Consider the following 24,666-nt stretch of genomic DNA (forward strand, 5'->3'; position numbering starts at 1 on the left):
TCACATGACAGCACACGCGAACGAACTCGCGGTGGACGTACGGGGGCTGCGCAAGCAGTACGGGGACGTCACCGCCGTCGACGGCATCGACCTCGGCATCCGGCAGGGCGAGGTGTTCGGCCTGCTCGGACCCAACGGCGCGGGCAAGAGCACCACGGTGGAGATCCTTCAGGGCAACCGCTCCCGCGACGCCGGCGAGGTCTCGGTGCTCGGCACGGACCCGGCGCGCGCCACGCGCGCGTGGCGCTCACGTGTCGGCATCGTCTGGCAGGACGAATCGGCGCCCGCGGAGTTGACGGTGGGCGAGACGGTCCGGCATTTCGCGCGCTACTACCCGAAGCCGCGCGACCCCGCCGAGGTCATCGGCCTGGTGGGCCTGGAGGAGAAGACGGGCAGCCGGATCAAGGCGCTCTCGGGCGGGCAGCGGCGCCGGCTCGACGTGGCGCTCGGTGTGATCGGCGGCCCCGACCTGCTGCTCCTGGACGAGCCGACGACCGGTTTCGACCCGGCGGCCCGCCGGCAGTTCTGGGAGCTGATCCGGAAGCTGGCGGACGAGGGCACGACGATCCTGCTGACCACGCACTATCTGGAGGAGGCGGAGGCGCTCACGGACCGGCTCGCGGTGATCGCGCGCGGGCAGGTCGTGGCGGAGGGCGAACCCGCGGCGCTGCGCGACCGGTACGGCACCGGGGCCACCGTCGAGTGGACGGAGTCCGACGGCTCTCCTCGCACGGAGCACACCGGGACGCCCACGCGTACGGTCGCCGAACTCATGCACCGTTTCGACGGGGAGATTCCGGGGCTGCGGGTGAGCCGCCCGACCCTGGAGGACGTCTATCTGCGGCTCACGGGGCTGGAGGACGCGCGATGACCACGACGACGACACGGGTGCGTACGGACGAGAGCGGCACGCAGCGGCTCCCGGCGGCCTGGCGGCTCGGACTTCACCGGGGCGCCCTGGAGATCAAACAGTTCTTCCGGCTGCGCGACCAGGTGGTCTTCACCTTCGCCTTTCCCATCGTGTTCCTCTTCCTCTTCGCGTCGATCTTCAGCGACGACGTGACGGGCGCGGGCGTCACCGCCTCGCAGCTGTACGTGCCGGCGATGATGGCCGCCGGCATCATGACCACCAGTTTCCAGTCGCTCGGCATCTCGATCGCGATCGAGCGGGACGAGAAGGTGCTGCGCCGGCTGCGCGGGACTCCGATGCCGCCGGCCGCGTACTTCATCGGGAAGATCTGGCTGGTTCTCGTCACCGGCTTCCTGGAGACGTTGATCCTGCTCGTCGTGGGCATCACGTTCTACGACGTGGAGCTGCCCTCGGACGCCACGAGGTGGCTGAACTTCGGCTGGATCTTCCTGCTGGGCCTGACGGCGTGTGCCCTGCTCGGCATCGCGATCAGCTCGGTTCCGAAGACCGGCAAGAGCGCCACCTCCGTGGTCGTACTGCCCTTCCTGGTGCTGCAGTTCATCTCCGGGGTCTACATCTCCATCGACACCATCCCGGACTGGATGCTCAACATCAGCGCGGTGTTCCCGCTGAAGTGGATGTGCCAGGGACTGCGCGGAGTGTTCCTGCCGGAGTCGGCGCAGGTCCTGGAGCAGGCGGGGAGCTGGGAGTACGGCCGGATCGCCCTGGTGCTCGGGGCCTGGTGTGTCGGAGGATTGCTGCTGTGTCTGCTGACCTTCCGCTGGAAGAACCGTCGCGACGGATGACCGGCGTGTCCATGGGTCACGGCGACGGTGCCTACACCTGGGACCGCTCCTTCAGGCTCTGGGACTCGTACTTCGCCGTCGTGTGGGCGGCCACCCTGGTGTTCGTGCTCGGCACGGACTTTCCGGGGTGGCACACCCGCCTGGCCGCCGCGGCCCTGCTCGTCCCGCTGGTTCCCTGGTACTTGGCGGTGGGGCGCCCGGTCCTGAGGAGCGAACCGCCCGGCGAACGGCGTGCCCTCGTCTATCTGAGCGGGTCGGTGGCGCTGTTCCTGCCGTCGGCGATCCTGGTCGGCGAGACGCGTCTGATGACCTTCGCGCTCGTTCCGCCGTGTTTCATGGCGCTGCGCCTGCGCCGGGCCCTGGTGGCGGTGACCGTCATCAATCTCGCGCCGGTGGTGGGCTGGGCGCTGCTGTGGTGGCCCAGCGACCACGCCGTCTTCTTCAACTCGGTGTTCGCCGTGGTCACCCTCGTCTTCTCGATGGCCGTGGGCAGCTGGTTCATCCGGGTCGTCGAGCAAAGTCAGGAGCGGGCCGTTCTGATCGCCGAGCTGGACGCCAGCCGCCACGAGCTCTCGCGGCTCTCGGCCGCGCACGGCGCGCTGGCCGAGCGGGAGCGGCTGTCCCGGGAGATCCACGACACCCTCGCGCAGGGCTTCACCAGTCTGCTGATGCTCACGCAGGCGGTCGAGGCGGAGCTGGACCGCGCCGACGTGACCGAGGCCCGCAGGCATCTGGCCCTGATGGACGGGACCGCGCGGCAGAACCTCGCCGAGGCGCGGGCCCTGGTCACCGGCGGTACGCCCGCCGACCTCCACGGGGCGTCGCTGCCCGACGCGTTGCGCCGGCTCGCCGCGCGGCACGAGGCGTCGGTGGCCGTGTCCGGCTCCGTGCGCGCACTGCCCGCCGGGGCGGAGGTCGTGGTCCTGCGCGCCTGCCAGGAGTCACTGTCCAACGCCCGCAAGCACGCGGGGGGTTCGGCCGACGTGAGTGTCGTGCTCGCCTACGCCGACGAGGCGCTCACGGTGTCCGTGCGTGACGACGGGTGCGGCTTCGATCCGTCGGCGCCGTCCGACGGTTACGGGCTGGTGGGGCTGCGGGCCCGCGCCGCCGAGGTGGGCGGGACGGCTCTGGTCCGCAGCACGCCCGGCGACGGAACGACGGTCACCGTCCGGCTTCCCGTACCGCCCGAGCCGTACGAACCGCACGAACCGCCTGTACCACCGGTACTGCCTGTACCACCGGTACTGCCTGTACCGCCCGTACCACTCGAAAGGAGTGCCCCGTGATCCGGATCGTCCTCGCCGACGATCACCCCGTCGTGCGCGAGGGGCTGCGCGCGATGCTCAGCGCCGAACCCGATCTCGACGTCGTGGCCGACGCCTCCAGTGGCCCCCAGGCGGAGGCCCTCGCGGCCGAACTGCGGCCCGACATCGTGCTGATGGATCTGCGGATGCCCGGTGGCGGGGGTGTCGACTCGATCGTCCGGATGACCGAGGCGGGACTGCCGTGCCGGATCGTGGTGCTCACCACGTACGAGACCGACCGCGACATCCTGCGGGCCGTCGAGGCCGGGGCCGCGGGATATCTGCTCAAGGACATGCCGCGCGGAGAACTGGCGGACGCGGTGCGGGCCGCCGCGCGCGGGGAGACGGTGCTGGCGCCCTCGGTCGCCGCACGGCTGGTGGACCAGCTGCGTACGAAGCCGGAGCGGCCGCGGCTCTCCGCGCGGGAGGTCGCGGTGCTGCGGCTGGTCGCGGACGGCTGCACGAACGCGGAGATCGGCCGGCGGCTGTTCATCGGCGAGTCCACGGTGAAGACGCATCTGCTGCGGGCGTTCGGGAAGCTGGGGGTCGACGACCGGACGGCGGCGGTGACGAGTGCGATGCGGTTCGGCTTGCTGGAGTGAGTTTTCCGCCCCCGCCGCCCCTTCCCGTCCCGTACCTGGGGGCTGCCGCCCCCAGACCCCCGCAATCGCGCTGAACGCGCTCGTCCTCAAACGCCGGACGGGCTGGTGTCTCATCCCCTCCGGCGTTTGAGGAGCGGGGGTTCGGGGGCCGGCCCCCGAGACGGGACGGGAAGGGGCGGCGGGGGCGAAAACAGGCTCACGCCTCAGCTCAGTCGGGACTCCAGCTCGGCCACGATCTCGTTCACGCCCACGGCCACCTGCTCCCCGGACTCCATGTCCTTGAGCTGGACGACCCCCTCGGCGAGGTCACGCTCACCGGCGACGACGGTGTACCGCGCGCCACTGCGGTTGGCGTTCTTCATGGCGCCCTTGAGCCCCTTCGCGCCGTACGAGAAGTCGGCCGCGACCCCGTTCCTGCGCAGCTCGGTGACCACACCGAAGAGCACCCGGCGTGCCTCGTCCCCGAGCGGCACCGCGAACACGCTGGTGGCCGAGGGCAGTTGGAGCGACACGCCCTCCGCTTCGAGCGCGAGAACCGTACGGTCGACGCCCAGGGCCCAGCCGACGGACGGCAGGGCGGGCCCGCCGATCATCTCGGACAGGCCGTCGTAGCGTCCCCCACCGCCGACCGCGGACTGCGATCCCAGGCCGTCGTGCACGAACTCGAAGGTCGTCCGGGTGTAGTAGTCAAGCCCCCGGACGAGCTTCGCGTCGTCCTCGAAGGAGACACCCGCGGCCGTGATCAGCTCGCGCACCTCCTCGTGGTACGCCTTGCACGCGTCGCAGAGGTAGTCCCGCAGGAGCGGGGCGCCGACCAGCTGCTTCTGGACGTCGTCCCGCTTGTCGTCGAGGACGCGCAGCGGGTTGATGTCGGCGCGGCGCAGGGTCTCCTCGTCCAGGTCGAGACCTCGCAGGAAGTCCTGGAGCGCGGCCCGGTAGACGGGACGGCACTCCTTGTCGCCCAGCGAGTTGAGGAGGATCCGGAAGTCGCGCAGCCCGAGCGAGCGGTACGCCTGGTCGGCCAGGATGATCAACTCTGCGTCCAGAGCCGGGTCCTCGGCCCCGATCGCCTCCGCGCCGACCTGGGAGAAGTGCCTGTACCGGCCCTTCTGCGGGCGCTCGTAGCGGTAGTAGGAGCCCGAGTACCAGAGCTTGACGGGGAGGTTGCCCGCCTTGTGGAGGTTAGCTTCGAGCGCGGCGCGCAGCACGGAAGCGGTGCCTTCGGGGCGCAGGGCCAGCTTGTCGCCGCCCTTGGTCTCGAAGGCGTACATCTCCTTGGTCACGATGTCGGTGGACTCACCGACCCCGCGCGCGAACAGCTCGACGCTCTCGAAGCCGGGGGTCTCGATGTATCCGTACCCGGAGCTGCGCAGCGGAGCGGCGATCGCCTCACGCACCGCGAGGTACTTCGCGCTGTCGGGCGGAATCAGGTCGTACGTGCCCTTGGGGGCCTTGAACGTGTTCAACGGAAGTCTCTCGTCACATTCCTCGTCGAGGAGCGGAGGTCGGGTCCGCTCCCGGGCCGGCCGCCGCCACCTGTCGCAAGTACGGGTTGGTGGCGCGCTCCTGGCCGATGGTCGTCTGGGCGCCGTGGCCGGACAGCACCACGGTCGAGTCGTCGAGCGGCAGGCACACACGCGCCAGCGAGCCGAGCATCTCGTCCATGTCACCGCCGGGCAGGTCGGTGCGTCCGATGGAGCCGGCGAACAGCAGATCCCCGGAGAAGAACACGGACGGGATCTCCGTGTTCTCGGGCATCTGGAAGGTCACCGACCCCTTCGTATGGCCTGGCGCGTGGGCGACCGAGAAGTCGAGGCCGGCGAGCCTCAGCTCGGCGCCGTCCGTCAGTTCCCTCACGTCGTCCGGTTCACCGATCGTCAGCTCGCCCATCAGCGGCATCCCGATCGAGCGGCCGAGCGCCCGCTCCGGGTCGCTCATCATGTACCGGTCGTCGGGGTGGATCCACGCGGGTACGTCGTGCGCGCCGCACACCGGGACCACCGAGGCGACATGGTCGATGTGGCCGTGCGTGAGAACGACCGCGACGGGCTTGAGCCGATGCTTGGCGAGCGCGTCCTCGACCCCCTGGGCGGCCTGGTGGCCCGGGTCGATGATCACGCACTCCTCACCTGCGGCGGGGGCGACCAGATAACAGTTGGTGCCCCAGGCCCCGGCGGGGAACCCGGCAATGAGCACGTTCGTCCTTCGGTATGCCGTACGGCGGTATCCCGTACGGACGGTACGTCGTACGGGCGGTATGTCGTACGAGGGAATGGCTTCGCTGCGGTTCAGAGCCTACCGGCGCTGCCGGAACCACAGCGAACCCATATACGGTACGGGGCACACGCAGGCGGTCGGCTCACAAGACGCACGCGTCCCACCTGACGTACGAGACGCATGAGGAGATAACCCGGTGGTCACCCAGGAACAGCGGCGGCGTCAGCTCGCCCGGGAGAAGTTCTTGCGGCAACAGCAGCGGCGTACGTCCGCTCGACGCAAGGCCCATGCTCGTAACGCGGTGATCGCGTCGGTCCTCGGCGTGGTCGTCGTGGGCAGCGTGGTGTCGTACGCGACCGGTGTGTTCAAGCAGGACGACGACAAGTCCGACGCGGCCGCGGAGGCCACTCCGAGCGCCTCCGCCCCCAGCAAGGCTCCGGACCCCTGCGACAAGGCCGCCAAGGGCAAGGTGAAGTCGCTGAGCTACAAGAAGGAGCCGGCGATGACCATCGACAAGTCGGCGGACTACACGATGAAGCTGCAGACGACGTGCGGCGCGATAGACATCGACATGCCGGCCTCGAAGGCTCCGCACACCGTGAACTCGTTCAGCTTCCTGACGGGCAAGGGCTACCTGGATCACACCAAGTGCCACCGCCTGACCACGAACGGCATCTACGTGCTCCAGTGCGGTGACCCGAAGGGCACCGGCATGGGCGATCCCGGCTACACCATTCCCGACGAGAACCTCAAGGACAAGCGCCTCAAGGGCAACGTGTATCCGGCGGGCACGGTGGCCATGGCCAACCAGTACAACGCGGAGACGAAGAAGGGCCGCAACACCGGCGGCAGCCAGTTCTTCCTCGTGTACCAGGACAGCCAGTTGCCGGCCAACTACACACCGTTCGGCACGATTTCCAAGTCGGGCATGAAGGTGCTGAAGAAAATCGCGACCGCCGGTGAGAGCACTGGCCAGGGCGACGGCGCACCCAATGCGACGGTCGTGATCGACAAGGCGACCGTGACGAAATCCTGACCTCCAGCAGCGAAATTTCGGTCGCGCGGGATGCGGACAGCCGCCCCGCCGGTCGCCTATGTTGGCCGTGACGAAACTGTGGACGATGCCCGGGGGTAAACCTGCCCCACGCAGGCATCATGTGGAGGAGGCGCTGTGAGCAGCGACCCGTGGGGCCGCGTCGACGAGACGGGGACCGTGTACGTGCGTACGGCCGACGGAGAGCAGGTCGTCGGTTCCTGGCAGGCCGGAACTCCCGACGAGGCACTGGCCTACTTCGAGCGCAAGTACGAGGGTCTGGTCGTGGAGATCGGCCTCCTCGAACGACGAGTGAAGACCACCGACCTGTCCTCGAAGGACGCCCAGATCGCCATCGATCACATCCGCGAGCAGGTGGACGCCCACCACGCGGTCGGCGATCTGGCCGCGCTGCGGACGCGGTTGGACAAGCTCGTCGAGACGGTCGACGCACGCCGTGAGGAGCGCAAGGCGCAGCGGGCCAAGCAGTCCGACGAGGCCCGGCACTCCAAGGAGGCGCTGGTCGTCGAGGCGGAGGAGCTGGCCCAGTCCGACCAGTGGCGGGCGGCGGGTGAGCGGCTGCGCGCCCTTGTGGACACCTGGAAGGGCCTGCCTCGGCTCGACCGGAAGTCCGACGACGAGCTCTGGCACCGCTTCTCGCACGCGCGCTCGGCGTTCTCCAAGCGCCGCAAGGCGCACTTCGCGTCGTTGGACGCGCAGCGCGAGGAGGCCCGCAAGACCAAGGAGAAGCTGGTCGCTGAGGCCGAGTCGCTCTCCGCTTCGGCCGACTGGGGCCCGACGGCGGCCCGTTACCGCGAGCTGATGGCGGACTGGAAGGCCGCGGGCCGTGCCCAGCGCGAGCACGAGGACGACCTGTGGAACCGCTTTCGCGGCGCCCAGGACGTGTTCTTCGCGGCGCGCAGCTCGGTCTTCGCCGAGCGGGACGCGGAGCAGTCGGAGAACCTGAAGCTCAAGGAGGAGCTGGCCGAGGAGGCCGAGAAGCTCGTCCCCGTGCAGGATCTGAAGGCGGCCAGGGCCGCCTTCCGCTCGATCAACGAGCGCTGGGAGGCCATCGGTCACGTACCGCGGGACGCCCGCCCGAAGGTCGAGGGGCGGATGCACGCGGTGGAGCGGGCTCTTCAGGAGTCCGAGGAGACCGAGTGGCGCCGGACGAACCCGGAGGCACGCGCGCGTGCCGAGGGTCTGACCGGTCAGCTCCAGGCCGCCGTGGACAAGCTCCAGGGCCAGATCGAGACCGCGCGCTCCGGGGGCAACAACGCGAAGGCCGACAAGCTCCAGCGGGAGCTCGACGGCCGTCAGGCGCTGCTGGAGCAAGCGCTGAAGGGGTTGCACGAGTTCGGCGGTTAGCTCCGCCGACAGCCCGGTTTGTTGTCCGCGGGTGCGTCGTGGCTGGTCGCGCCCACGCGGCGGAGCCGCAGATCGACACAGCCCCGCGCCCCTGAAGGGGTGCTGCCCAGCCAATGCAGGAGGGGCTCCCGGACATTCGTCCGGGAGCCCCTCCTGCATTGTTTGCTAGGCGTCCGACGGCCTGCGTGCCGACGTCACCCGGTACACGTCGTACACGCCCTCCACTCCCCTGACCGCCTTCAGGACGTGGCCCAGGTGTTTCGGGTCGCCCATCTCGAAGGTGAAGCGGGAGGTGGCCACCCGGTCGCGGGACGTCTGGACGGCGGCCGACAGGATGTTGACGTGCTGGTCGGACAGGATCCTCGTGACGTCCGACAGGAGCCGTGAGCGGTCCAGGGCCTCGACCTGGATGGCAACCAGGAAGACCGAGGACTGGGTGGGGGCCCACTCGACTTCGAGGATGCGCTCGGGCTCGCGGGACAGCGAGTCGACGTTGACGCAGTCGGTGCGGTGGACCGACACTCCGCTGCCGCGCGTGACGAAGCCCATGATGGGGTCGCCGGGTACGGGCGTACAGCAGCGGGCCAGCTTGACCCACACGTCGTCGACGCCCTTGACGACGACACCCGGGTCGGCGTTGGAGCGGCGCTTGCGGCCCCGGCCCCGCGCGGGCGGGACGCTCTCGTCGATCTCCTCGGTGGCGGCCTCCTCGCCGCCGAGCCCCTGGACGAGCTTCTGCACGACGCCCTGCGCCGCCACGTGGCCCTCGCCGATCGCCGCGTACAGGGACGAGATGTCGGGGTAGCGCATCTCGTGCGCGAGCGTGACCAGCGAGTCACCGGTGAGGATGCGCTGGATCGGCAGGTTCTGCTTGCGCATGGCCCGCGCCATGGCGTCCTTGCCCTGCTCGATGGCCTCGTCGCGGCGCTCCTTGGAGAACCAGGCGCGGATCTTGTTGCGGGCGCGCGGCGACTTGACGAAGCCCAGCCAGTCCCGGGACGGTCCGGCACCGGCCGCCTTGGAGGTGAAGACCTCCACCAGGTCGCCGTTGTCGAGGGTCGATTCGAGCGGTACGAGGCGACCGTTGACGCGTGCGCCTATGGTGCGGTGGCCCACCTCGGTGTGCACCGCGTAGGAGAAGTCCACGGGCGTGGCACCGGCCGGCAGCGCTATCACGTCGCCCTTCGGCGTGAAGACGAAGACCTCGTTGCGCGACAGGTCGAAGCGCAGGGACTCCAGGAACTCGCCGGGGTCCTCGGTCTCCTTCTGCCAGTCGAGGAGCTGGCGCAGCCACGCCATGTCGTTGAGGTGGTCGTCCTTGCCCGTGGTCCTCGGCTGGTCCGAGCGCACCTTGGAGGCGCCGGCGACGGCCACCTGCTTGTACTTCCAGTGGGCGGCGATGCCGTACTCGGCGCGGCGGTGCATGTCGAACGTACGGATCTGGAGTTCGACCGGTTTGCCGTTGGGGCCGATCACCGTGGTGTGCAGCGACTGGTACATGTTGAACTTGGGCATCGCGATGTAGTCCTTGAACCGGCCGGGAACCGGGTTCCATCGCGCGTGCACGGTGCCGAGGGCCGCGTAACAGTCGCGGACCGTGTCGACCAGTACGCGGATGCCCACCAGGTCGTAGATCTCCGCGAAGTCACGGCCGCGGACGATCATCTTCTGGTAGACGCTGTAGTAGTGCTTCGGGCGGCCGGTGACGGTCGCCTTGATACGGGCCGCGCGCAGGTCGGACTGGACCTCGTCGGTCACTATGGCGAGGTACTCGTCGCGCTTGGGGGCGCGCTCGGCGACCAGGCGCACGATCTCGTCGTACATCTTGGGGTAGAGGATCGCGAAGGCGAGGTCCTCCAGCTCCCACTTGATGGTGTTCATGCCCAGGCGGTGGGCGAGCGGCGCGTAGATCTCCAGGGTCTCGCGCGCCTTCTTCTCCTGCTTCTCGCGCTTGAGGTACCGCATGGTGCGCATGTTGTGCAGCCGGTCGGCGAGCTTGATGACCAGGACGCGCGGGTCCTTGGCCATGGCGACGACCATCTTGCGGACGGTCTCGGCCTGTGCGGCCTCGCCGAACTTGACCTTGTCGAGCTTGGTGACGCCGTCGACGAGCAGGGCGACCTGGTCGCCGAAGTCCTTGCGGAGGGTGTCGAGGCCGTACTCCGTGTCCTCGACCGTGTCGTGCAGCAGACCCGCCATCAGAGTGGCCGGGTCCATGCCCAGCTCGGCGAGGATCGTGGTCACCGCGAGCGGGTGCGTGATGTACGGGTCGCCGCTCTTGCGCTTCTGGCCGCGGTGCCAGCGCTCGGCGACCTGGTAGGCGCGCTCGACCTGGCGGAGCGTGGACGTCTCGATCTTCGGGTCGTTGCTGCGCACTATCCGCAGCAGCGGCTCCAGGACCGGGTTGTACGGGTTGGAGCGCTGGACGCCGAGACGGGCGAGCCGGGCCCGTACGCGGTTGGAGGAACCACCGGAGCGCGCGGGCTGGCCGGCCGCGGGACGAGCGGCGGGAGCAGGACGGGCGGCGGACGCGGGGGCCTGACGCTCGGAGGTCTGGCGCTCGGGGACCTGCCGCTCGGAGGCCACCGGCTCAGGGCGTGGCTGCTCGGCCGCCTTGGCCCCGGCCGCCCGGTCGGCCGACCCGTTCTTGGCGGGCGCGGCCGGCGTGGGCGTGCCTGCGGGCGCCGCGGACTGGGCGGGCTCGGCGGCTGGGGCTGCCCCCGGGCGTTCGGCCCCGGGGGCGAGTGGCTGGGCCTCGTCTGGCAAGAGGGCTCCTCGTGCGCGATCCGGATCCCCGGTCAGGTTCCGGAAACCCCATGGTAGCGATCCTGGGCTCGGGTCTCGCCTTCGGCCGGTGAGACAGCCTTCCACGGGTGGAACACGAGAGGCGGGTCCCGGATTCCTCCGGGACCCGCCTGCGCGGCCTTGTACGGGGTTCTGAGCGGCTGCGGGCGGGTGACCGTCCCGTGAGTCGCTCAGACCTTGAGCAGTGCCTCCAGCGGGGCGCCGTCCAGAGCCGGCTCCAGGCGGGCGCGGCCGCCCAGGAAGCCGAGTTCCATGAGGACGGCGACACCGGCGATCTCGGCGCCCGCCCGGCGGAGCAGCCGGAGGGAGGCCTCCGCGGTGCCACCGGTGGCGAGGACGTCGTCGATGACCATGACGCGGTCGCTCGCGTTCAGGTCCTCGGCGTGCACCTCGATCTCGGCGGAACCGTACTCCAGGTCGTACGCCTGGCTGAGGGTCGCTCCGGGGAGCTTGCCCGCCTTGCGTACGGGGATGAAGCCCAGTCCGGCGCGGACCGCGACGGGAGCGCCCAGGATGAAGCCACGGGCCTCCAGACCGACGATCTTCGTGGCGCCGTGGCGCACGCTGATCTCGGCCAGCGCGTCCGTGAGCGCCGTGAACGCCACCGGGTCCGCCAGGAGCGGGGTGATGTCCTTGAACATCACTCCCGGCTCCGGGTGGTCCGGTACGTCACGGATCCGGCTGAGCAGCAGCGCCGTGGCGTCCGCGAGTCCGTTCATCGGCGCTTGCCCGACGGACGGCCGCGGCCCCTGCCACGGGACGACGGCTGAGCGCGCTGCGGACGGGGCCCGACGACGGCGGGCGCCGCGTCCTCCGGCTCCTCGTCGTACGTCCGGGCGACGGCCGGCGCCTCCTGGGACTCGCCCTTCGCGGCGGCGGCCCGCTTGGCCAGGACGCGCTTCCTCAGTGCCTTTATCTGCGGCTCGCGCTCCTTGAGGTCGGCGACGAGCGGCGTGGCGATGAAGATCGAGGAGTACGCACCGGCCGCGAGGCCGACGAACAGCGACAGCGAGATGTCGTTGAGCATGCCCGCGCCGAGGACACCGCCGCCGATGAACAGCAGTCCTCCCACCGGGAGCAGCGCGACCACCGTGGTGTTGATGGAGCGCACCAGGGTGCCGTTGATCGAGCGGTCGGCGATCTCGCTGTAGGTCCAGCGGGTCTGCTTGGTGATGTCCTTCGTCTGTTCCTTGAGGCTGTCGAAGACGACCACCGTGTCGTAGAGCGAGTAACCGAGGATCGTGAGCAGACCGATCACGGTGCCCGGTGTGACTTCGAAGCCGACCAGGGCGTAGACCCCGACCGTGATGGTGATGTCGTGGATGAGTGCCACGAGCGCGGCCGCGGCCATCCGCCATTCGAAGGCGATCGCCAGATAGATCACGACAAGGACCATGAAGATCGCCAGGCCCTGCCAGGCCTTGTTGGCGACCTGCTCACCCCAACTGGGGCCGACCAGGTCGGCGTTGATCTTCTCCGCGTCGACCTTCAGGTCCTTGGCGAGCTCTTCCTTGACCTGGTCGGACTTGCTGGTGTCGACCCCGGCGACCTGGATGCGCAGTCCGCCGTTGCCGAGTTCCTGGACGATCGCGTCGTGGCCGGAGGCCTCTTCCGCGTACGTCTCGGCCTGGCTCACCGAGACGCTGGTCCGCTCGGTGGTGAAGACGGCGCCGCCCTGGAACTCGATGCCCATGTTCAGGCCGCGCACCGCCAGGCCGGCGATGGCCAGGATGGTGATCAGGATCGAGACGCCGTACCAGATCTTGCGCTTGCCGACGAAGTCGTAGCCGATCTCGCCGCGGTGGAGCCGGGCGCCGAGGGTGCCGAGTTTCGACATCTCACGCCTCCTTCGTGTCGACGGGGGCGGAGACACTACGGGTGCGGCGCAGCGGGGGCTCGACGCCCAGTCGCTTCGGGTCGAGGCCGGACCAGCTGTGGCCCTCCGCGAAGAACTTCTTGCGGGCCAGGATCGTCATCAGCGGCTTGGTGAAGAAGAAGACGACGACCACGTCGAGCAGGGTGGTCAGCCCCAGGGTGAAGGCGAAGCCCTGGACCTTGCCGACGGTGACGGCGAAGAGCACGGCGGCGGCGAGGAACGACACGAAGTCGGAGACCAGGATGGTGCGCCGGGCGCGCGGCCAGGCACGCTCGACCGCGGGACGCATCGAACGGCCTTCGCGGATCTCGTCCCGGATGCGTTCGAAGAACACGATGAACGAGTCCGCCGTGATGCCGATGGCCACGATGGCGCCGCAGACCGCCGGCAGGTTCAGCGCGAACCCGATGGTCGGGCCGAGCAGCGACATGATCACGTATGTCATGACCGCGGAGACCAGCAGCGAGACGATGGCGACGACCGACAGGCCCCGGTAGTAGACCACCAGGTAGATGATGACCAGGGCCAGGCCGATGGCGCCGGCGATCAGACCGGCCTCCAGCTGCTCGCCGCCGAGCGCGGCGGTGACGGTGGTGACGCTCGCCTCCGTGAAGGTGAGCGGCAGTGCGCCGTAGGACAGCATGTTGGCGAGGTCCTGGGCCTCCTGCTGGTCGAAGCTGCCGGAGATCTCCGCGGTGCCGCCGGTCAGTGCCTGGCTGACGTACGGGTCGGAGACGACCTCACCGTCGAGGACGATGGCGAACTGGTTCTGCGGGGACTGGTTCTTCGCCAGCTTGCCCGTGATGCTCGCGAACTTCTTGCCACCCTTGTCCGTGAAGTCCATGGTGACTTTCCAGCCCGCGGCACCCTGGGTGTCGAACACGGCCGAGGCCTTGTCGACGTCCGTGCCCTCGACCTCGGCCGGGCCGAGGATGTACTTCTGCCACTGGCCCTGGGAGTTCTGACCGCAGGCCACGGTCGGGTCCGCGGCGTTGACGCCGTCGCCGGCCTTCGCGCGGGCCGTCTTCTTGCTGCAGTCCAGCGCGGTGTACTGCGCCTGGAGCTTGGCGGTGGCCGGGTCGACGCTCGCGGACGGCGAGGCGGCCGGGTCGGAGGGGGCAGAAGCGCTGCCCGAGGGGGTGGGGGCGGCCTTCAGCGCGTCGGTGACCGCCCGACCCTGCGAGGTGGCGGAGGCGGAGGGCGACGAGGTGGCCTTCTCGCTCTCCTTGTCCGAGCCGGCGGACGGGCTGCCGGAGGGACTGCCGGAAGAGTTGCCGGAGGCGCTCGGTGAAGGGCTGGCCGCGGGGTCGCCGCCCGAGACCTCGGTGGTCAGGACGGGACGGAAGTAGAGCTTGGCGGTGGTACCGACCTGTTCCCGGGCCTGCTGGGAGTTCGTGCCCTTGGGAATGTTGACGATGATGTTGCTCGCGCCCTGGGTCTGCACCTCCGCCTCGGAGACGCCCAGACCGTTGACACGGCGGTTCATGATGTCGACCGCGGTGTCCATGTTGGTCTTGTTGATCGCGTTCTTCTGACCGGGCTCGTTCTTCGCCTGGAGCGTGATGCTCGTACCGCCGGCGAGGTCGATGCCCAGTCGCGGTGTCGCGTGCCCTGAGGCGAACATGCCGCCGGTGAGCGCCACGATGGCGATCATCATCAGGGCCAAGGTGCGCCCCGGCCTGCCCTGGGTGCCCTGTCGGCCCTTCTTAGGTGCTGCCACCTTCTCGTTCTCCCTCTTCGTCCGCCCGGTCACTCGGTACCTTCGCGGACGGGCATCAAATAGTGTCGAGGTTTCGAGCGAAGCCAGACGTTCCGGGGACCGCGGCGCGCGAACGGCGCACTTCGCGGTCCCCGGTCGTGACTACTTCGCGTCGGACTCGCCGTCGGACTTCTTCAGGTCTGCGGCATCGGCCTTCTTCGGCTCCGCGACGGCGGACTCGTCGACCGACTCGTCGGCGGGCTTGTCGGCGGGTTCGGCGATGGCCTCGTCGACGGGCTTGTCGTCCGCGTCCTTCTTGCCGAGGTCGATGGGCTTGTCGTCGGAAGCGTCGGCCGGCTCGCCCGTCTCGGTGAGGGAGGAGGCATCGTCCGGCACGACCGACTCGTCGGACTTCAGGTCGTGCTCGATGCCGTGGACGATGCGGTTGTACTCGTCGTCGCCGAGGATCGCGCCGATGGCGTTCTTCGCGAAGAGCAGGTCGACGCCCGGGCCCGCGTCAAGAAGGACCGTCTCCTCGTTGACCTCCTTGACCGTTGCGTACATGCCACCGATCGTGCGGACACCGGAGCCGGGCTGCATGTCATTGCGCATCTGCGCAGCCGCATTCTGCTTCTTCTTGGCCGACCGGGTCATCAGGAACATGGCCCCGATGAGCACGACGAACGGGAGGAGGGTCACGAGACTCACGGGACGGAACTTCCTTCATTCGGCCGCGATGGTGAGCGGCCTGATGGATGGGGGTATGTGCGCCGTCGACAAGGGCGGCACCGGCGGAGTCTAGGCGAGTCCGCCGTCAAGGAACAACGCTCAGCATGGCACCGGGGTTCCTGACCTTGCGAGCCTCCTCGCCGTCACGCCCCGAACAGGTCCTGTTGTCCGTTTCCACCGGTTGACGACCGGGGTGGCGTGAGGCCGAGATGTGCCCATGCCGCCGGGGTCGCCACGCGCCCGCGGGGCGTACGCGCCAGCAGTCCCTCGCGTACGAGGAAGGGCTCGGCCACCTCTTCGACGGTCTCCCGCTCCTCCCCCACGGCCACGGCGAGCGTGGAGAGGCCGACCGGCCCGCCGCCGAAGAGCTTGATCAGGGCTTCCAGGACACCTCGGTCGAGGCGGTCGAGGCCGCGGCTGTCCACCTCGTACACGGCGAGGGCGGCCCTGGCGATGTCCTGGGTGATGATGCCGTCGGCCTTGACCTGGGCGTAGTCGCGGACACGGCGCAGCAGGCGGTTGGCGATACGGGGCGTGCCGCGGGAGCGGCCGGCGATCTCGGCGGCTCCCTCCGCACCGATCTCCAGGTCGAGCAGGTGTGCGGAGCGGTGGATGACGCGCTCCAGCTCGGCGGGCTCGTAGAACTCCATGTGGGCGGTGAAGCCGAAGCGGTCGCGCAGCGGTGGCGGCAGCAGGCCCGCGCGCGTGGTGGCGCCGACGAGCGTGAAGGGCGGCAGTTCGAGCGGAATGGCGGTGGCGCCGGGCCCCTTGCCGACGATGACGTCGACGCGGAAGTCCTCCATCGCCATGTAGAGCATCTCCTCGGCGGGCCGCGACATGCGGTGGATCTCGTCGAGGAAGAGGACCTCGCCCTCCTGGAGGGAGGAGAGGATCGCCGCGAGGTCGCCGGCGTGCTGGATGGCGGGGCCGCTGGTGATGCGGATCGGGGCTTCCATCTCGGCGGCGATGATCATCGAGAGGGTGGTCTTGCCCAGGCCGGGGGCTCCGGAGAGCAGCACATGGTCCGCGGTGGCGCCCCGCGCGCGTGCGGCGCGCAGGACGAGGTCGAGCTGTTCGCGGACCTTCTCCTGACCGATGAACTCGCCGAGGTCCTTGGGGCGCAGGGCAGCCTCGACCGCCTGCTCCTCACCGTCGGTGGACGCGCCGACGAGCCGCTCGGCGGTGGCGTCGTCGGTCGTGTCGTCCCAGTTCATTCGGTGTGCCTCGCGATGTAGGGGTTCCGGGTCGTACGGGTGTGGATCGTTTTTACGGGGGCGCGACCCGTGAGGGCGCGGCCCCGTAGGGGCGCGGGGCTCTATACATGTGCGGCTACGCCGCGTGGGCGCGACCAGCCACAACGGACCTGCAGCTTCACGACAGCCTCCCGCGGAGTTCAGCGAGCCCGGTTGAGCGTCTGCAGCGCGGCCTTCAACAACTGACCGACCTGCGGCGCCCCGCCGGAGGCCTCCGCCTGCGGAGCAACCGCGGACACCGCCTCGTCCGCCTCCCGGGTCGCGTACCCCAGCCCGATCAGCGCGGCATGCAGCTGCTCGCGCCAGCCGGTGGCGACGGGCCTGCCGATGGCCGGGCCGCCGGTGCCGAGGGGCTCGCCGAGTCGGTCCTTGAGTTCGAGGAGCAACTTCTGGGCGCCCTTCTTGCCGATGCCCGGGACGGCCGTGAGGGCCTTCTCGTCGCCGGTGGACACCGCGCGGCGCAGGGCGTCGGGGCTGTGCACGCCGAGCATGGCCAGGGCAAGGCGCGGACCCACGCCGCTCGCGGTCTGCAGCAGCACGAAGGTCTGGCGCTCGTCGTCGTCCACGAAGCCGTACAGCGTCAGCGAGTCCTCACGGACGACCAGGGAGGTGGCGAGCCGGGCCTCCTTGCCCATGCGCAGACCGGAGAGCGTGCCCGGCGTGCACTGGACGGCGATGCCGATGCCGCCCACTTCGACCACCGCGGAGTCGGGGGCGAGGGCGGCGACCTGGCCGCTGACGAAGGCGATCATCGGGTGACCTTCCGGGGGGAGACCTGGGCCTGGCGGTGCGCGGCCTGTGCCTGCTGGAGGCGGTTCATGGCCGGGGCGCGCCAGATGTGACAGATGGCGAGGGCGAGGGCGTCGGCGGCGTCGGCGGGCTTCGGGGGCGCGTCCAGCCTGAGCAGCCGGGTGACCATGGCACCGACCTGGGCCTTGTCCGCGCGACCGCTGCCGGTGACGGCGGCCTTGACCTCGCTGGGCGTGTGCAGGGTGACGGGGATGCCGCGCCGGGCCGCACAGAGCATCGCGACGGCGCTGGCCTGGGCCGTGCCCATCACCGTACGGACGTTGTGCTGGCTGAACACCCGCTCCACGGCGACGGATTCGGGCCGGTGCTCGTCGAGCCACTGCTCGATGCCCTGTTCGATGGCGACGAGGCGCTGCCCCAACCCCGAGTCCGCGGAGGTGCGGACGACACCGACGGCGACCATGGTGAGCGCCCGGCCCGCCACGCCCTCGACGACACCGACACCGCACCGGGTCAACCCGGGGTCAACGCCCAGTACCCGCACCCGGCCCCCTCCTTCGATTCCTTCGGTCCCGCCCGGCCTCCGCTGGGAGGTCCCCCGGTTCGTGCAGGTTATCGGGTGGCACCGACAACGCCAGGCGGCGACTCCCCGACAGAGCGACGGGCCGACGGGCGTGTCCCGTCGGCCCGTTGAGCGGGTGCCGCTCGCGGCGGTGTTACGCGTCGACCTTCTCCATGACCTCGTCGCTCACGTCGAAGTTGGCGAAGACGTTCTGCACGTCGTCGCTGTCCTCAAGGGCGTCGATGAGCTTGAAGATCTTCCTGGCGCCCTCCTCGTCCAGCTCGACCTGCATGGTCGGGACGAAGTTGGCGTCGGCGGAGTCGTAGTCGATGCCGGCTTCCTGGAGCGCGGTGCGCACCGCGACCAGGTCGGTGGCCTCGGAGAGGACCTCGAAGGACTCACCGAGGTCGTTGACCTCCTCGGCACCCGCGTCGAGCACGGCGCCCAGGATGTCGTCCTCGGACAGCTCGCCCTTGGGGACGATGACGACGCCCTTGCGGTGGAAGAGGTACGAGACGGAGCCCGGGTCGGCCATGTTGCCGCCGTTGCGGGTCATGGCGACGCGTACGTCCGAGGCGGCGCGGTTGCGGTTGTCTGTGAGGCACTCGATGAGCACCGCGACACCGCTCGGACCGTAACCCTCGTACATGATCGTCTCGTAGTCGGCGCCACCGGCTTCGAGACCGCCGCCGCGCTTGACCGCGGAGTCGATGTTCTTGTTCGGGACCGAGGACTTCTTGGCCTTCTGTACGGCGTCGAACAGCGTCGGATTGCCGTCCAGGTCCACGCCGCCCATGCGCGCCGCGACCTCGATGTTCTTGATCAGCTTCGCGAAGAGCTTGCCGCGTTTGGCGTCGATCACGGCCTTCTTGTGCTTCGTCGTAGCCCATTTAGAGTGGCCGGACATCTGCCTGTCTCCTTCGCGTAACCCATCCCGTACGAACCCCCCCGGACTTGCAGAGCCGGGGACCCCCAGATCCTACAAGGACTCCGATGTCCGGTCCGCGCGCACCATGTCGACAAAAAGGCCGTGCACGCGGTGGTCGCCGGTCAGTTCCGGGTGGAACGACGTGGCGAGCGCGTTGCCCTGACGTACGGCGACGATGTGACCGCCGTACTCCGCCAGCACCTCGGCCTCCGCGCCCACCGACTCGACCCAGGGGGCGCGGATGAAGAGGCCCTCCACAGCATCGCCCTCGATGCCCTTCACGTCGACCTTCGCCTCGAAGGATTCGTTCTGCCGTCCGAAGGCGTTGCGGCGCACGATCATGTCGATGCCGCCGATGGTCTCCTGGCCCGAGCGCGGGTCGAGGATCTTGTCGGCGAGCATGATCATGCCCGCGCAGGTGCCGTAGACGGGCAGGCCGGCCCGCACGCGCGCGCGGAGGGGTTCCATCAGGCCGAAGAGGACGGCCAGTTTGGAGATGGTGGTGGACTCGCCGCCGGGGACGACCAGTCCGTCCACGTCCGCGAGTTCCTCGGGGCGCCGCACCGGCCTGGCCACGGCGTCCGCCGCGGCGAGGGCGATGAGGTGCTCCCGTACGTCGCCCTGAAGGGCAAGAACACCTATGACGGGGGTGTTGCTCATCTACGGAATGCCTGCCTTGTGTACGTGGTGCCCTGGAGAGGGGTGTACGTGACGCGCTCGCAGCGGGTGGTCACCAGCCGCGGTTCGCGTACCGCTCGGACTCGGGGAGGGTGTCGCAGTTGATGCCGACCATGGCCTCGCCCAGGTCGCGGGACGCCTCCGCGATGGTCTTCGGGTCGTCGTAGAAGGTGGTGGCCTTCACGATGGCGGCGGCCCGCCTGGCCGGGTCGCCGGACTTGAAGATGCCCGAGCCTACGAAGACGCCCTCGGCACCGAGCTGACGCATCAGGGCGGCGTCCGCGGGGGTGGCGACGCCACCGGCGGAGAAGAGGACGACCGGGAGCTTGCCCAGCTCGGCGACCTCCCTGACGATCTCGTACGGGGCGCGCAGCTCCTTGGCGGCGGCGTACAGCTCGTTGTTGTCGTAGCCGCGCAGCCGGGCGATCTCGTTCTTGATCTGGCGCAGGTGGCGGACGGCCTCGACGACGTTGCCGGTGCCGGCCTCGCCCTTGGAGCGGATCATGGCGGCGCCCTCGGCTATGCGGCGCAGGGCCTCGCCCAGGTTGGTGGCGCCACAGACGAAGGGGGTCGTGAAGGCCCACTTGTCGGAGTGGTTGACCTCGTCGGCGGGGGTGAGGACCTCGGACTCGTCGATGTAGTCGACGCCGAGGGACTGCAGCACCTGGGCCTCCACGAAGTGGCCGATGCGCGACTTGGCCATCACCGGGATGGAGACGGCCTCGATGATGCCCTCGATCATGTCCGGGTCGGACATGCGCGCCACGCCTCCGTCCTTGCGGATGTCGGCCGGGACCCGCTCCAGGGCCATGACGGCCACGGCGCCCGCGTCCTCGGCGATCTTCGCCTGCTCGGGCGTGACAACGTCCATGATCACGCCGCCCTTGAGCTGCTCGGCCATGCCGCGCTTCACGCGCGCGGTGCCGGTGGCCGGGGTGTCGGTGGGCTGGACGGGGTGGGAGAGCGTGCTGGACACGGGTTGACCTCACTCGGTGAAAGAGGGTTTCTGCAGACACCGAGCAAACGCCCGGGGACCAGGCCACAGCAAGGGCCAATGAGGAGGCGGTGGCTCATTCTCCGTGCCACCGTGCGCGTTTCTCCTGATCAGCGGCCTGTCAGGGCTGTCAGGGCTGTCAGGGCTGTCAGCAGCTGGCTGTCAGCAGCTGTACGGAGCCGTGAGGAGCTGTCAGGGGGCTTGTACGGGGACCACGCGCGCGCGGGCTACGTTCCGGGGCGGTCCGCCAGAGCCGTCGGCGGCTCGTCGTCCATCTCGAAGGCCAGGGAGAACGGCGCGTGTCCGGCCAGCCGGAACCAGCGCACCGTGCGGTGGCGGCGCAGCGCGCGGGCCGCCCGTACGGCGTCGTTGTGGAAGCGCCGGGCCATCGGCACCCGGCGGACCGCCTGGGCGAGTTCGCGCGCCGCGTCCTCGCCGCCCGGGGCCGCCTGCACCGCCTCGACCTGTTCGGTCTCTCCGAAGACGGCCCGCAGCGCCTGGCTGAGGTCGCTCTCGGCTACCTCTCTGTGGTCCTCCTCGGCCTGCCGGGCCGCGTGTGCCGCCTCGTAGAGCACCATCGACGCGGCCGGGTCGAGCACTCCGGCGGTGGCCAGTTCCTGTGCCACCGAGGCGCGCCGGAGGAGCTGTGCGTCGAGCGCGGCGCGCGCGGCGTCGATCCGCGAGTGCAGCCGGTCGAGACGGCCCGCGGTCCAGCTCAGGTAGAGGCCGATCGCCACGAGGGCGACCACGATCCAGATCAGTGTGGAGGTCACGGGCGCACACGCTACCGGTGCGGCCGCCGCCGTCTGACGCGGCGTCGCCCCCGGTACGGCGTCCGCCCCCGGGGGCTGCCGCCCCCAGACCCCCGCATCGGCCTGAACGGCCTCGTCCTCAAACGCCGGACGGGCTGAAGGGCAGGGGCGCAGCCCCGCCCGTCAGGGGCGCGGGGAACTGCGCGACCAGCCCCCAGATGCCCGCAGCCGACGTCATCCACCCGAGACACGGACCCGGGCGGCAGCAGCCCGCCACCCCGGCCCAGCCGCGCAGCGCCCTCTCAGTCCCGGGCCAGTCCAAAGCGTGCCAGCAGTCCCCCCGGCTCCGCCGGTTCGGCGGCGGCCACCGCCGCGGCGCCGTCGGTGACCGTCTCGTACACGGACAGGATGTCCGCCCCGACCGTCGACCAGTCGAAGCGCCGTACGTGCGCGCTCCCCCGCGCGCGGAGCTCCGCGCGGCGCCCCGGATCACCGAGGAGCCCTACCGCCGCGAGAGCCAGCGCGTCCGCGTCCCCGTTGGCGAACAGCTTGCCCGCCGCGCCCTGGTCGAGGACCTGGGCGAACGCGTCCAGGTCGGAGGCGAGCACGGGCGCGCCCGCCGACATGGCCTCGACCAGGATGATCCCGAAACTCTCGCCGCCGGTGTTGGGCGCGACGTACACGTCCACGCTGCGCAGCAACCGCGCCTTGTCCTCGTCGCTGACCATGCCGAGGAACTCGACGCGTGACCGCAGCTCCGCGGGAAGCTTCTCGACGGCTTCCTTCTCGTCACCGCGTCCGGCGACCAGGAGCCGTGTCCCCGGCCGCTCGGCGAGGATCTTCGGCAGTGCCTTCATGAGGACCGGCAGGCCCTTGCGGGGCTCGTCGATACGGCCCACGAAGCCGATCGTCCCGCCCTGCCACTCGGGCTTGGGTTCGACCTTCGCGAAGAAGTCCACGTCGACGCCGTTCGGGATGACCACGGCGTCACCGCCCAGATGCTCGACGAGCGTGCGCCGGGCGTACTCGCTCACCGCGATCCGCGCGCTGATCTTCTCCAGGGCGGGCTGCAGAATCGGATACGCGGCGATCATCGCCCGGGACCGCGGGTTCGACGTGTGGAAGGTGGCGACGATCGGTCCCTGCGCCGCCCAGCAGGCCAGCAGGCCGAGGGAGGGCGAGGCGGGCTCGTGGATGTGGATCACGTCGAACGTGCCGTCGTGCAGCCAGCGGCGTACCCGCGCGGCCGACAGGAACCCGAAGTTGAGACGCGCGACCGAGCCGTTGTACGGCACCGGCACGGCACGGCCCGCCGAGACGACGTACGGCGGGAGCGGTGTCTCGTCGTCGGCGGGAGCGAGGACGGACACGTGGTGCCCGAGCGCGATGAGGTGGTCCGCGAGGTCGCGGATGTGGAACTGGACTCCCCCGGGGACGTCCCAGGAGTACGGGCAGACGATGCCGATTCTCAACGCCGCTCCCCGGGCCGGACCTGTCCCTCGCGCGCTCCGGACGGGGACTCCCCGCCGGACGGCTCCACAACAGCGGACTCCGCGGCAGTGGACTCCGCGCCGGACGGACCGGGGCGGGGCTCCAGGTCGGCGAGCCACAGACGTTGCAGCATGTGCCAGTCCTCCGGATGGTCGGCGATCCCCGTGGCGAAGGCATCGGCCAGCGCCTGCACCATGGCAGACGTCTTCTCGGCCCGGGTACCTGACTCGGGGACGTCGACAGGGGGATGGATCCGGCCGCGCATCACGGGCGAGTCGTCGTACCAGAGTGTCACCGGCAGCAGCAGAGCGCCCGTCTGCTGGGCGAGCAGGGCCGGGCCCGCGGGCATCCGGGTCGCGTCCCCGAAGAAGGTGACCTCGACCCCGGAGGCGGACAGGTCGCGCTCGGCGACCAGGCAGACCAGGCCGCCGTCGCGCAGCCGCCGGGCCAGCGTGCCGAACGCGGTGCCGCCACTGTGCGGCAGCACCTCCATGCCGAGGCCTTCCCGGTACGCCACGAACCGGTCGTACAGCTTCTCCGGCTTGAGTCGCTCGGCGACCGTCGTGAACGGCGTCCGGAGTTCGGTGGTGACCCACGCGCCCGCGAGGTCCCAGTTGCCCAGGTGCGGCAGCGCGAGGATGACGCCTTTGCCCGCCGCGAGCCCATCGGTCAGATGGTGGAGGTCCTTCGGTTCGAAACCGCCCCTGATGCGGTCCTTGCTCCAGGCGGGCAGCCGGAAGGACTCCATCCAGTAGCGCAGGTACGAGCGCATGCCCGCGCGGGACAGCTCCGCGAGCCGCTCCGGGGACGCGTCGGGCAGCACGCGCGCGTAGTTCGATTCGAGGCGGCGTACGCCCTTGCCGCGCCGCTTCCAGGCGATGTCGGCGATGGTTCGGCCGAGGCGCACGGCCACCGGCTCGGGGAGCTTCTTGACGGCTCCCCAGCCCGCCGCGTACGCCCCGTACGTCAGCTGGTCCCGCAGACCGCTCACGAGGTGGCCTCACTGCTCCGGGAGGTGTTCTCCGGCGTGTTCTCCGGCGGGGCGGCGTCCGCCGCGTCGGCTTCGGCGGCCTCACGGCGCACCGTGACGACGCGCTGGACCAGCGTGACGACACTGCCGACGGCGACGACCCACAGCGCGATGGGCAGCAGGATCTCGATACCGGGCACACCGAACGTCTTGTGGAAGCCCGCCAGACCGGCCGCGACCAGCGAGATCACCAGCCGTTCGGCCCGCTCGACGAGGCCGTTGACGGCGACGGGCAGGCCGATCGACTCGCCCCTGGCCTTGGTGTACGACACCACCTGACCGCTGGCCAGGCAGAAGATCGAGACGGCGCACAGGACGATGTTGTCGCCGCCGCCCGCGTACCAGAGAGCGAAGCCGCCGAAGATCGCGCTGTCGGCGACCCGGTCGAGCGTCGAGTCGAGGAAGGCGCCCCAGCGGCTGGAGCGGCCCAGCTGGCGTGCCATGTTGCCGTCGACCATGTCCGAGAACACGAAGAGCGTGATGACGATCGTGCCCCAGAAGAGCTCTCCCCGGGGGAAGAAGACCAGCGCTCCCGCCATCACTCCGACCGTGCCCAGGATCGTGACCGTGTCGGGGCTCACCCCCCGGCGGATGAGAAACGCGGCGAACGGCGTGAGGACACGCGTGAAGAATGCACGCGCGTACTTGTTCAGCATGGCCTTCCCGAGGGTCGGTGTGGCCGGGCGGCCCCTGCTGGCCACCGGCTGGCCCATCGTAGTCACGCGTGCGCGTGTGCGACGGTCGGGCACCCGCGCCCCGGGTCACGTCCTGGTGACATCCGGCCGACGCGCGTGATCGCGACGGCCTGCATCCGGGCGGGGCGCACGATCGCGTCCGGTGTATGGACGCACCGTGACACGAGTGCAAAGCTCGATGACA

At 70.0% G+C, this 24,666-nt stretch carries 23 protein-coding genes; 6 read left to right on the plus strand and 17 right to left on the minus strand.

The window, feature by feature from the left end:
- Positions 1-4: 4 nt before the first annotated feature.
- From AB0D14_RS27980 to AB0D14_RS27995, 4 genes are read left to right on the plus strand one after another with little or no spacing between them, the layout of a single operon-like run.
- On the plus strand, positions 5-871 hold the full coding sequence (locus AB0D14_RS27980; RefSeq protein ID WP_362784284.1) for an ABC transporter ATP-binding protein: 867 nt from the start codon (positions 5-7) through the stop codon (positions 869-871).
- Complete coding sequence (locus tag AB0D14_RS27985) at positions 868-1,716, plus strand: ABC transporter permease (protein WP_362784287.1); 849 nt, start codon at positions 868-870, stop codon at positions 1,714-1,716. Before AB0D14_RS27980 ends, AB0D14_RS27985 begins: the two co-directional genes overlap by 4 nt.
- Positions 1,713-3,002 carry a sensor histidine kinase gene (locus AB0D14_RS27990; protein WP_362784498.1) on the plus strand — a complete coding sequence of 430 codons (1,290 nt, stop codon included), beginning with the start codon at positions 1,713-1,715 and terminating at the stop codon, positions 3,000-3,002. The genes AB0D14_RS27985 and AB0D14_RS27990 overlap by 4 nt, the downstream gene beginning before the upstream one ends.
- Positions 2,999-3,622, plus strand: a complete 624-nt coding sequence (locus tag AB0D14_RS27995; RefSeq protein WP_362784289.1) for a response regulator transcription factor — start codon at positions 2,999-3,001, stop codon at positions 3,620-3,622. The genes AB0D14_RS27990 and AB0D14_RS27995 overlap by 4 nt, the downstream gene beginning before the upstream one ends.
- Positions 3,623-3,825: 203 nt before the next feature.
- On the opposite strand, the gene hisS is transcribed toward AB0D14_RS27995, so the two are convergent.
- Entirely contained in the window at positions 3,826-5,088 is a 1,263-nt protein-coding gene (hisS, locus tag AB0D14_RS28000; RefSeq protein WP_362784292.1) for a histidine--tRNA ligase, read from the minus strand.
- A 13-nt stretch (positions 5,089-5,101) separates the two neighbouring features.
- Entirely contained in the window at positions 5,102-5,818 is a 717-nt protein-coding gene (locus tag AB0D14_RS28005) for an MBL fold metallo-hydrolase (RefSeq protein ID WP_362784295.1), read from the minus strand.
- Positions 5,819-6,035: 217 nt separating this feature from the next.
- On the opposite strand from AB0D14_RS28005, the gene AB0D14_RS28010 reads away from it, so the two are divergent.
- Together AB0D14_RS28010 and AB0D14_RS28015 are read left to right on the plus strand one after the other, a co-directional pair.
- On the plus strand, positions 6,036-6,875 hold the full coding sequence (locus AB0D14_RS28010) for a peptidylprolyl isomerase (RefSeq protein WP_362784298.1): 840 nt from the start codon (positions 6,036-6,038) through the stop codon (positions 6,873-6,875).
- Positions 6,876-7,010: 135 nt separating this feature from the next.
- On the plus strand, positions 7,011-8,240 hold the full coding sequence (locus tag AB0D14_RS28015) for a DUF349 domain-containing protein (RefSeq protein ID WP_362784300.1): 1,230 nt from the start codon (positions 7,011-7,013) through the stop codon (positions 8,238-8,240).
- 165 nt (positions 8,241-8,405) lie between these two features.
- Here AB0D14_RS28015 and AB0D14_RS28020 read toward each other — a convergent pair whose 3' ends face one another.
- The 15 genes from AB0D14_RS28020 to pgsA form a co-directional block, all read right to left on the minus strand.
- The gene (locus tag AB0D14_RS28020) at positions 8,406-11,006 is read right to left on the minus strand and encodes a bifunctional (p)ppGpp synthetase/guanosine-3',5'-bis(diphosphate) 3'-pyrophosphohydrolase (RefSeq protein ID WP_362784303.1); all 2,601 of its coding nucleotides are present in this window, start codon (positions 11,004-11,006) and stop codon (positions 8,406-8,408) included.
- A 209-nt stretch (positions 11,007-11,215) separates the two neighbouring features.
- Complete coding sequence (locus AB0D14_RS28025; protein ID WP_362784306.1) at positions 11,216-11,764, minus strand: adenine phosphoribosyltransferase; 549 nt, start codon at positions 11,762-11,764, stop codon at positions 11,216-11,218.
- The gene (gene secF / locus AB0D14_RS28030) at positions 11,761-12,882 is read right to left on the minus strand and encodes a protein translocase subunit SecF (RefSeq protein WP_362784307.1); all 1,122 of its coding nucleotides are present in this window, start codon (positions 12,880-12,882) and stop codon (positions 11,761-11,763) included. Before secF ends, AB0D14_RS28025 begins: the two co-directional genes overlap by 4 nt.
- 1 nt (position 12,883) lies before the next feature.
- On the minus strand, positions 12,884-14,641 hold the full coding sequence (gene secD, locus AB0D14_RS28035; protein WP_362784309.1) for a protein translocase subunit SecD: 1,758 nt from the start codon (positions 14,639-14,641) through the stop codon (positions 12,884-12,886).
- 141 nt (positions 14,642-14,782) lie between these two features.
- On the minus strand, positions 14,783-15,328 hold the full coding sequence (gene yajC, locus AB0D14_RS28040; protein WP_362784312.1) for a preprotein translocase subunit YajC: 546 nt from the start codon (positions 15,326-15,328) through the stop codon (positions 14,783-14,785).
- A gap of 164 nt (positions 15,329-15,492) precedes the next feature.
- Positions 15,493-16,563: a Holliday junction branch migration DNA helicase RuvB gene (ruvB, locus tag AB0D14_RS28045; protein WP_362784315.1), complete on the minus strand. Its 1,071-nt coding sequence runs from the start codon at positions 16,561-16,563 to the stop codon at positions 15,493-15,495.
- A gap of 179 nt (positions 16,564-16,742) precedes the next feature.
- Positions 16,743-17,354, minus strand: a complete 612-nt coding sequence (gene ruvA / locus AB0D14_RS28050) for a Holliday junction branch migration protein RuvA (RefSeq protein WP_362784318.1) — start codon at positions 17,352-17,354, stop codon at positions 16,743-16,745.
- Positions 17,351-17,896 carry a crossover junction endodeoxyribonuclease RuvC gene (gene ruvC, locus AB0D14_RS28055; RefSeq protein ID WP_362784321.1) on the minus strand — a complete coding sequence of 182 codons (546 nt, stop codon included), beginning with the start codon at positions 17,894-17,896 and terminating at the stop codon, positions 17,351-17,353. The genes ruvA and ruvC overlap by 4 nt, the downstream gene beginning before the upstream one ends.
- A gap of 172 nt (positions 17,897-18,068) precedes the next feature.
- Positions 18,069-18,821, minus strand: a complete 753-nt coding sequence (locus AB0D14_RS28060) for a YebC/PmpR family DNA-binding transcriptional regulator (protein WP_362784324.1) — start codon at positions 18,819-18,821, stop codon at positions 18,069-18,071.
- Between the two features lie 72 nt (positions 18,822-18,893).
- On the minus strand, positions 18,894-19,502 hold the full coding sequence (gene pdxT / locus AB0D14_RS28065; protein WP_362784327.1) for a pyridoxal 5'-phosphate synthase glutaminase subunit PdxT: 609 nt from the start codon (positions 19,500-19,502) through the stop codon (positions 18,894-18,896).
- Positions 19,503-19,572: 70 nt separating this feature from the next.
- A complete protein-coding gene (gene pdxS / locus AB0D14_RS28070; protein ID WP_362784330.1) occupies positions 19,573-20,496 on the minus strand; it encodes a pyridoxal 5'-phosphate synthase lyase subunit PdxS in 924 nt (307 codons plus the stop codon).
- Positions 20,497-20,741: 245 nt separating this feature from the next.
- Positions 20,742-21,287, minus strand: coding sequence for a hypothetical protein (locus AB0D14_RS28075; RefSeq protein ID WP_362784332.1), 546 nt, complete (start codon positions 21,285-21,287; stop codon positions 20,742-20,744).
- 281 nt (positions 21,288-21,568) lie between these two features.
- A complete protein-coding gene (locus tag AB0D14_RS28080) occupies positions 21,569-22,738 on the minus strand; it encodes a glycosyltransferase family 4 protein (protein WP_362784334.1) in 1,170 nt (389 codons plus the stop codon).
- Positions 22,735-23,748, minus strand: a complete 1,014-nt coding sequence (locus AB0D14_RS28085) for a phosphatidylinositol mannoside acyltransferase (RefSeq protein WP_362784336.1) — start codon at positions 23,746-23,748, stop codon at positions 22,735-22,737. Before AB0D14_RS28085 ends, AB0D14_RS28080 begins: the two co-directional genes overlap by 4 nt.
- Positions 23,745-24,500, minus strand: coding sequence for a phosphatidylinositol phosphate synthase (gene pgsA, locus AB0D14_RS28090; protein WP_362784501.1), 756 nt, complete (start codon positions 24,498-24,500; stop codon positions 23,745-23,747). Before pgsA ends, AB0D14_RS28085 begins: the two co-directional genes overlap by 4 nt.
- Between the last annotated feature and the right edge of the window lie 166 nt (positions 24,501-24,666).

It is taken from the genome of Streptomyces sp. NPDC048484 (assembly GCF_040651415.1).
Classification (GTDB): Bacteria; Actinomycetota; Actinomycetes; order Streptomycetales; family Streptomycetaceae; genus Streptomyces.

Bases quoted from the DNA above. Each gene is read 5' to 3' on its own strand.
- AB0D14_RS27980 (WP_362784284.1), top strand. From the start codon at position 5: ATGACAGCACACGCGAACGAACTCGCGGTGGACGTACGGGGGCTGCGC.
- AB0D14_RS27985 (WP_362784287.1), top strand. From the start codon at position 868: ATGACCACGACGACGACACGGGTGCGTACGGACGAGAGCGGCACGCAG.
- AB0D14_RS27990 (WP_362784498.1), top strand. From the start codon at position 1,713: ATGACCGGCGTGTCCATGGGTCACGGCGACGGTGCCTACACCTGGGAC.
- AB0D14_RS28025 (WP_362784306.1), bottom strand. From the start codon at position 11,764: ATGAACGGACTCGCGGACGCCACGGCGCTGCTGCTCAGCCGGATCCGT.
- secF (WP_362784307.1), bottom strand. From the start codon at position 12,882: ATGTCGAAACTCGGCACCCTCGGCGCCCGGCTCCACCGCGGCGAGATC.
- ruvB (WP_362784315.1), bottom strand. From the start codon at position 16,563: ATGAACTGGGACGACACGACCGACGACGCCACCGCCGAGCGGCTCGTC.
- ruvA (WP_362784318.1), bottom strand. From the start codon at position 17,354: ATGATCGCCTTCGTCAGCGGCCAGGTCGCCGCCCTCGCCCCCGACTCC.
- AB0D14_RS28060 (WP_362784324.1), bottom strand. From the start codon at position 18,821: ATGTCCGGCCACTCTAAATGGGCTACGACGAAGCACAAGAAGGCCGTG.
- pdxT (WP_362784327.1), bottom strand. From the start codon at position 19,502: ATGAGCAACACCCCCGTCATAGGTGTTCTTGCCCTTCAGGGCGACGTA.
- pgsA (WP_362784501.1), bottom strand. From the start codon at position 24,500: ATGGGCCAGCCGGTGGCCAGCAGGGGCCGCCCGGCCACACCGACCCTC.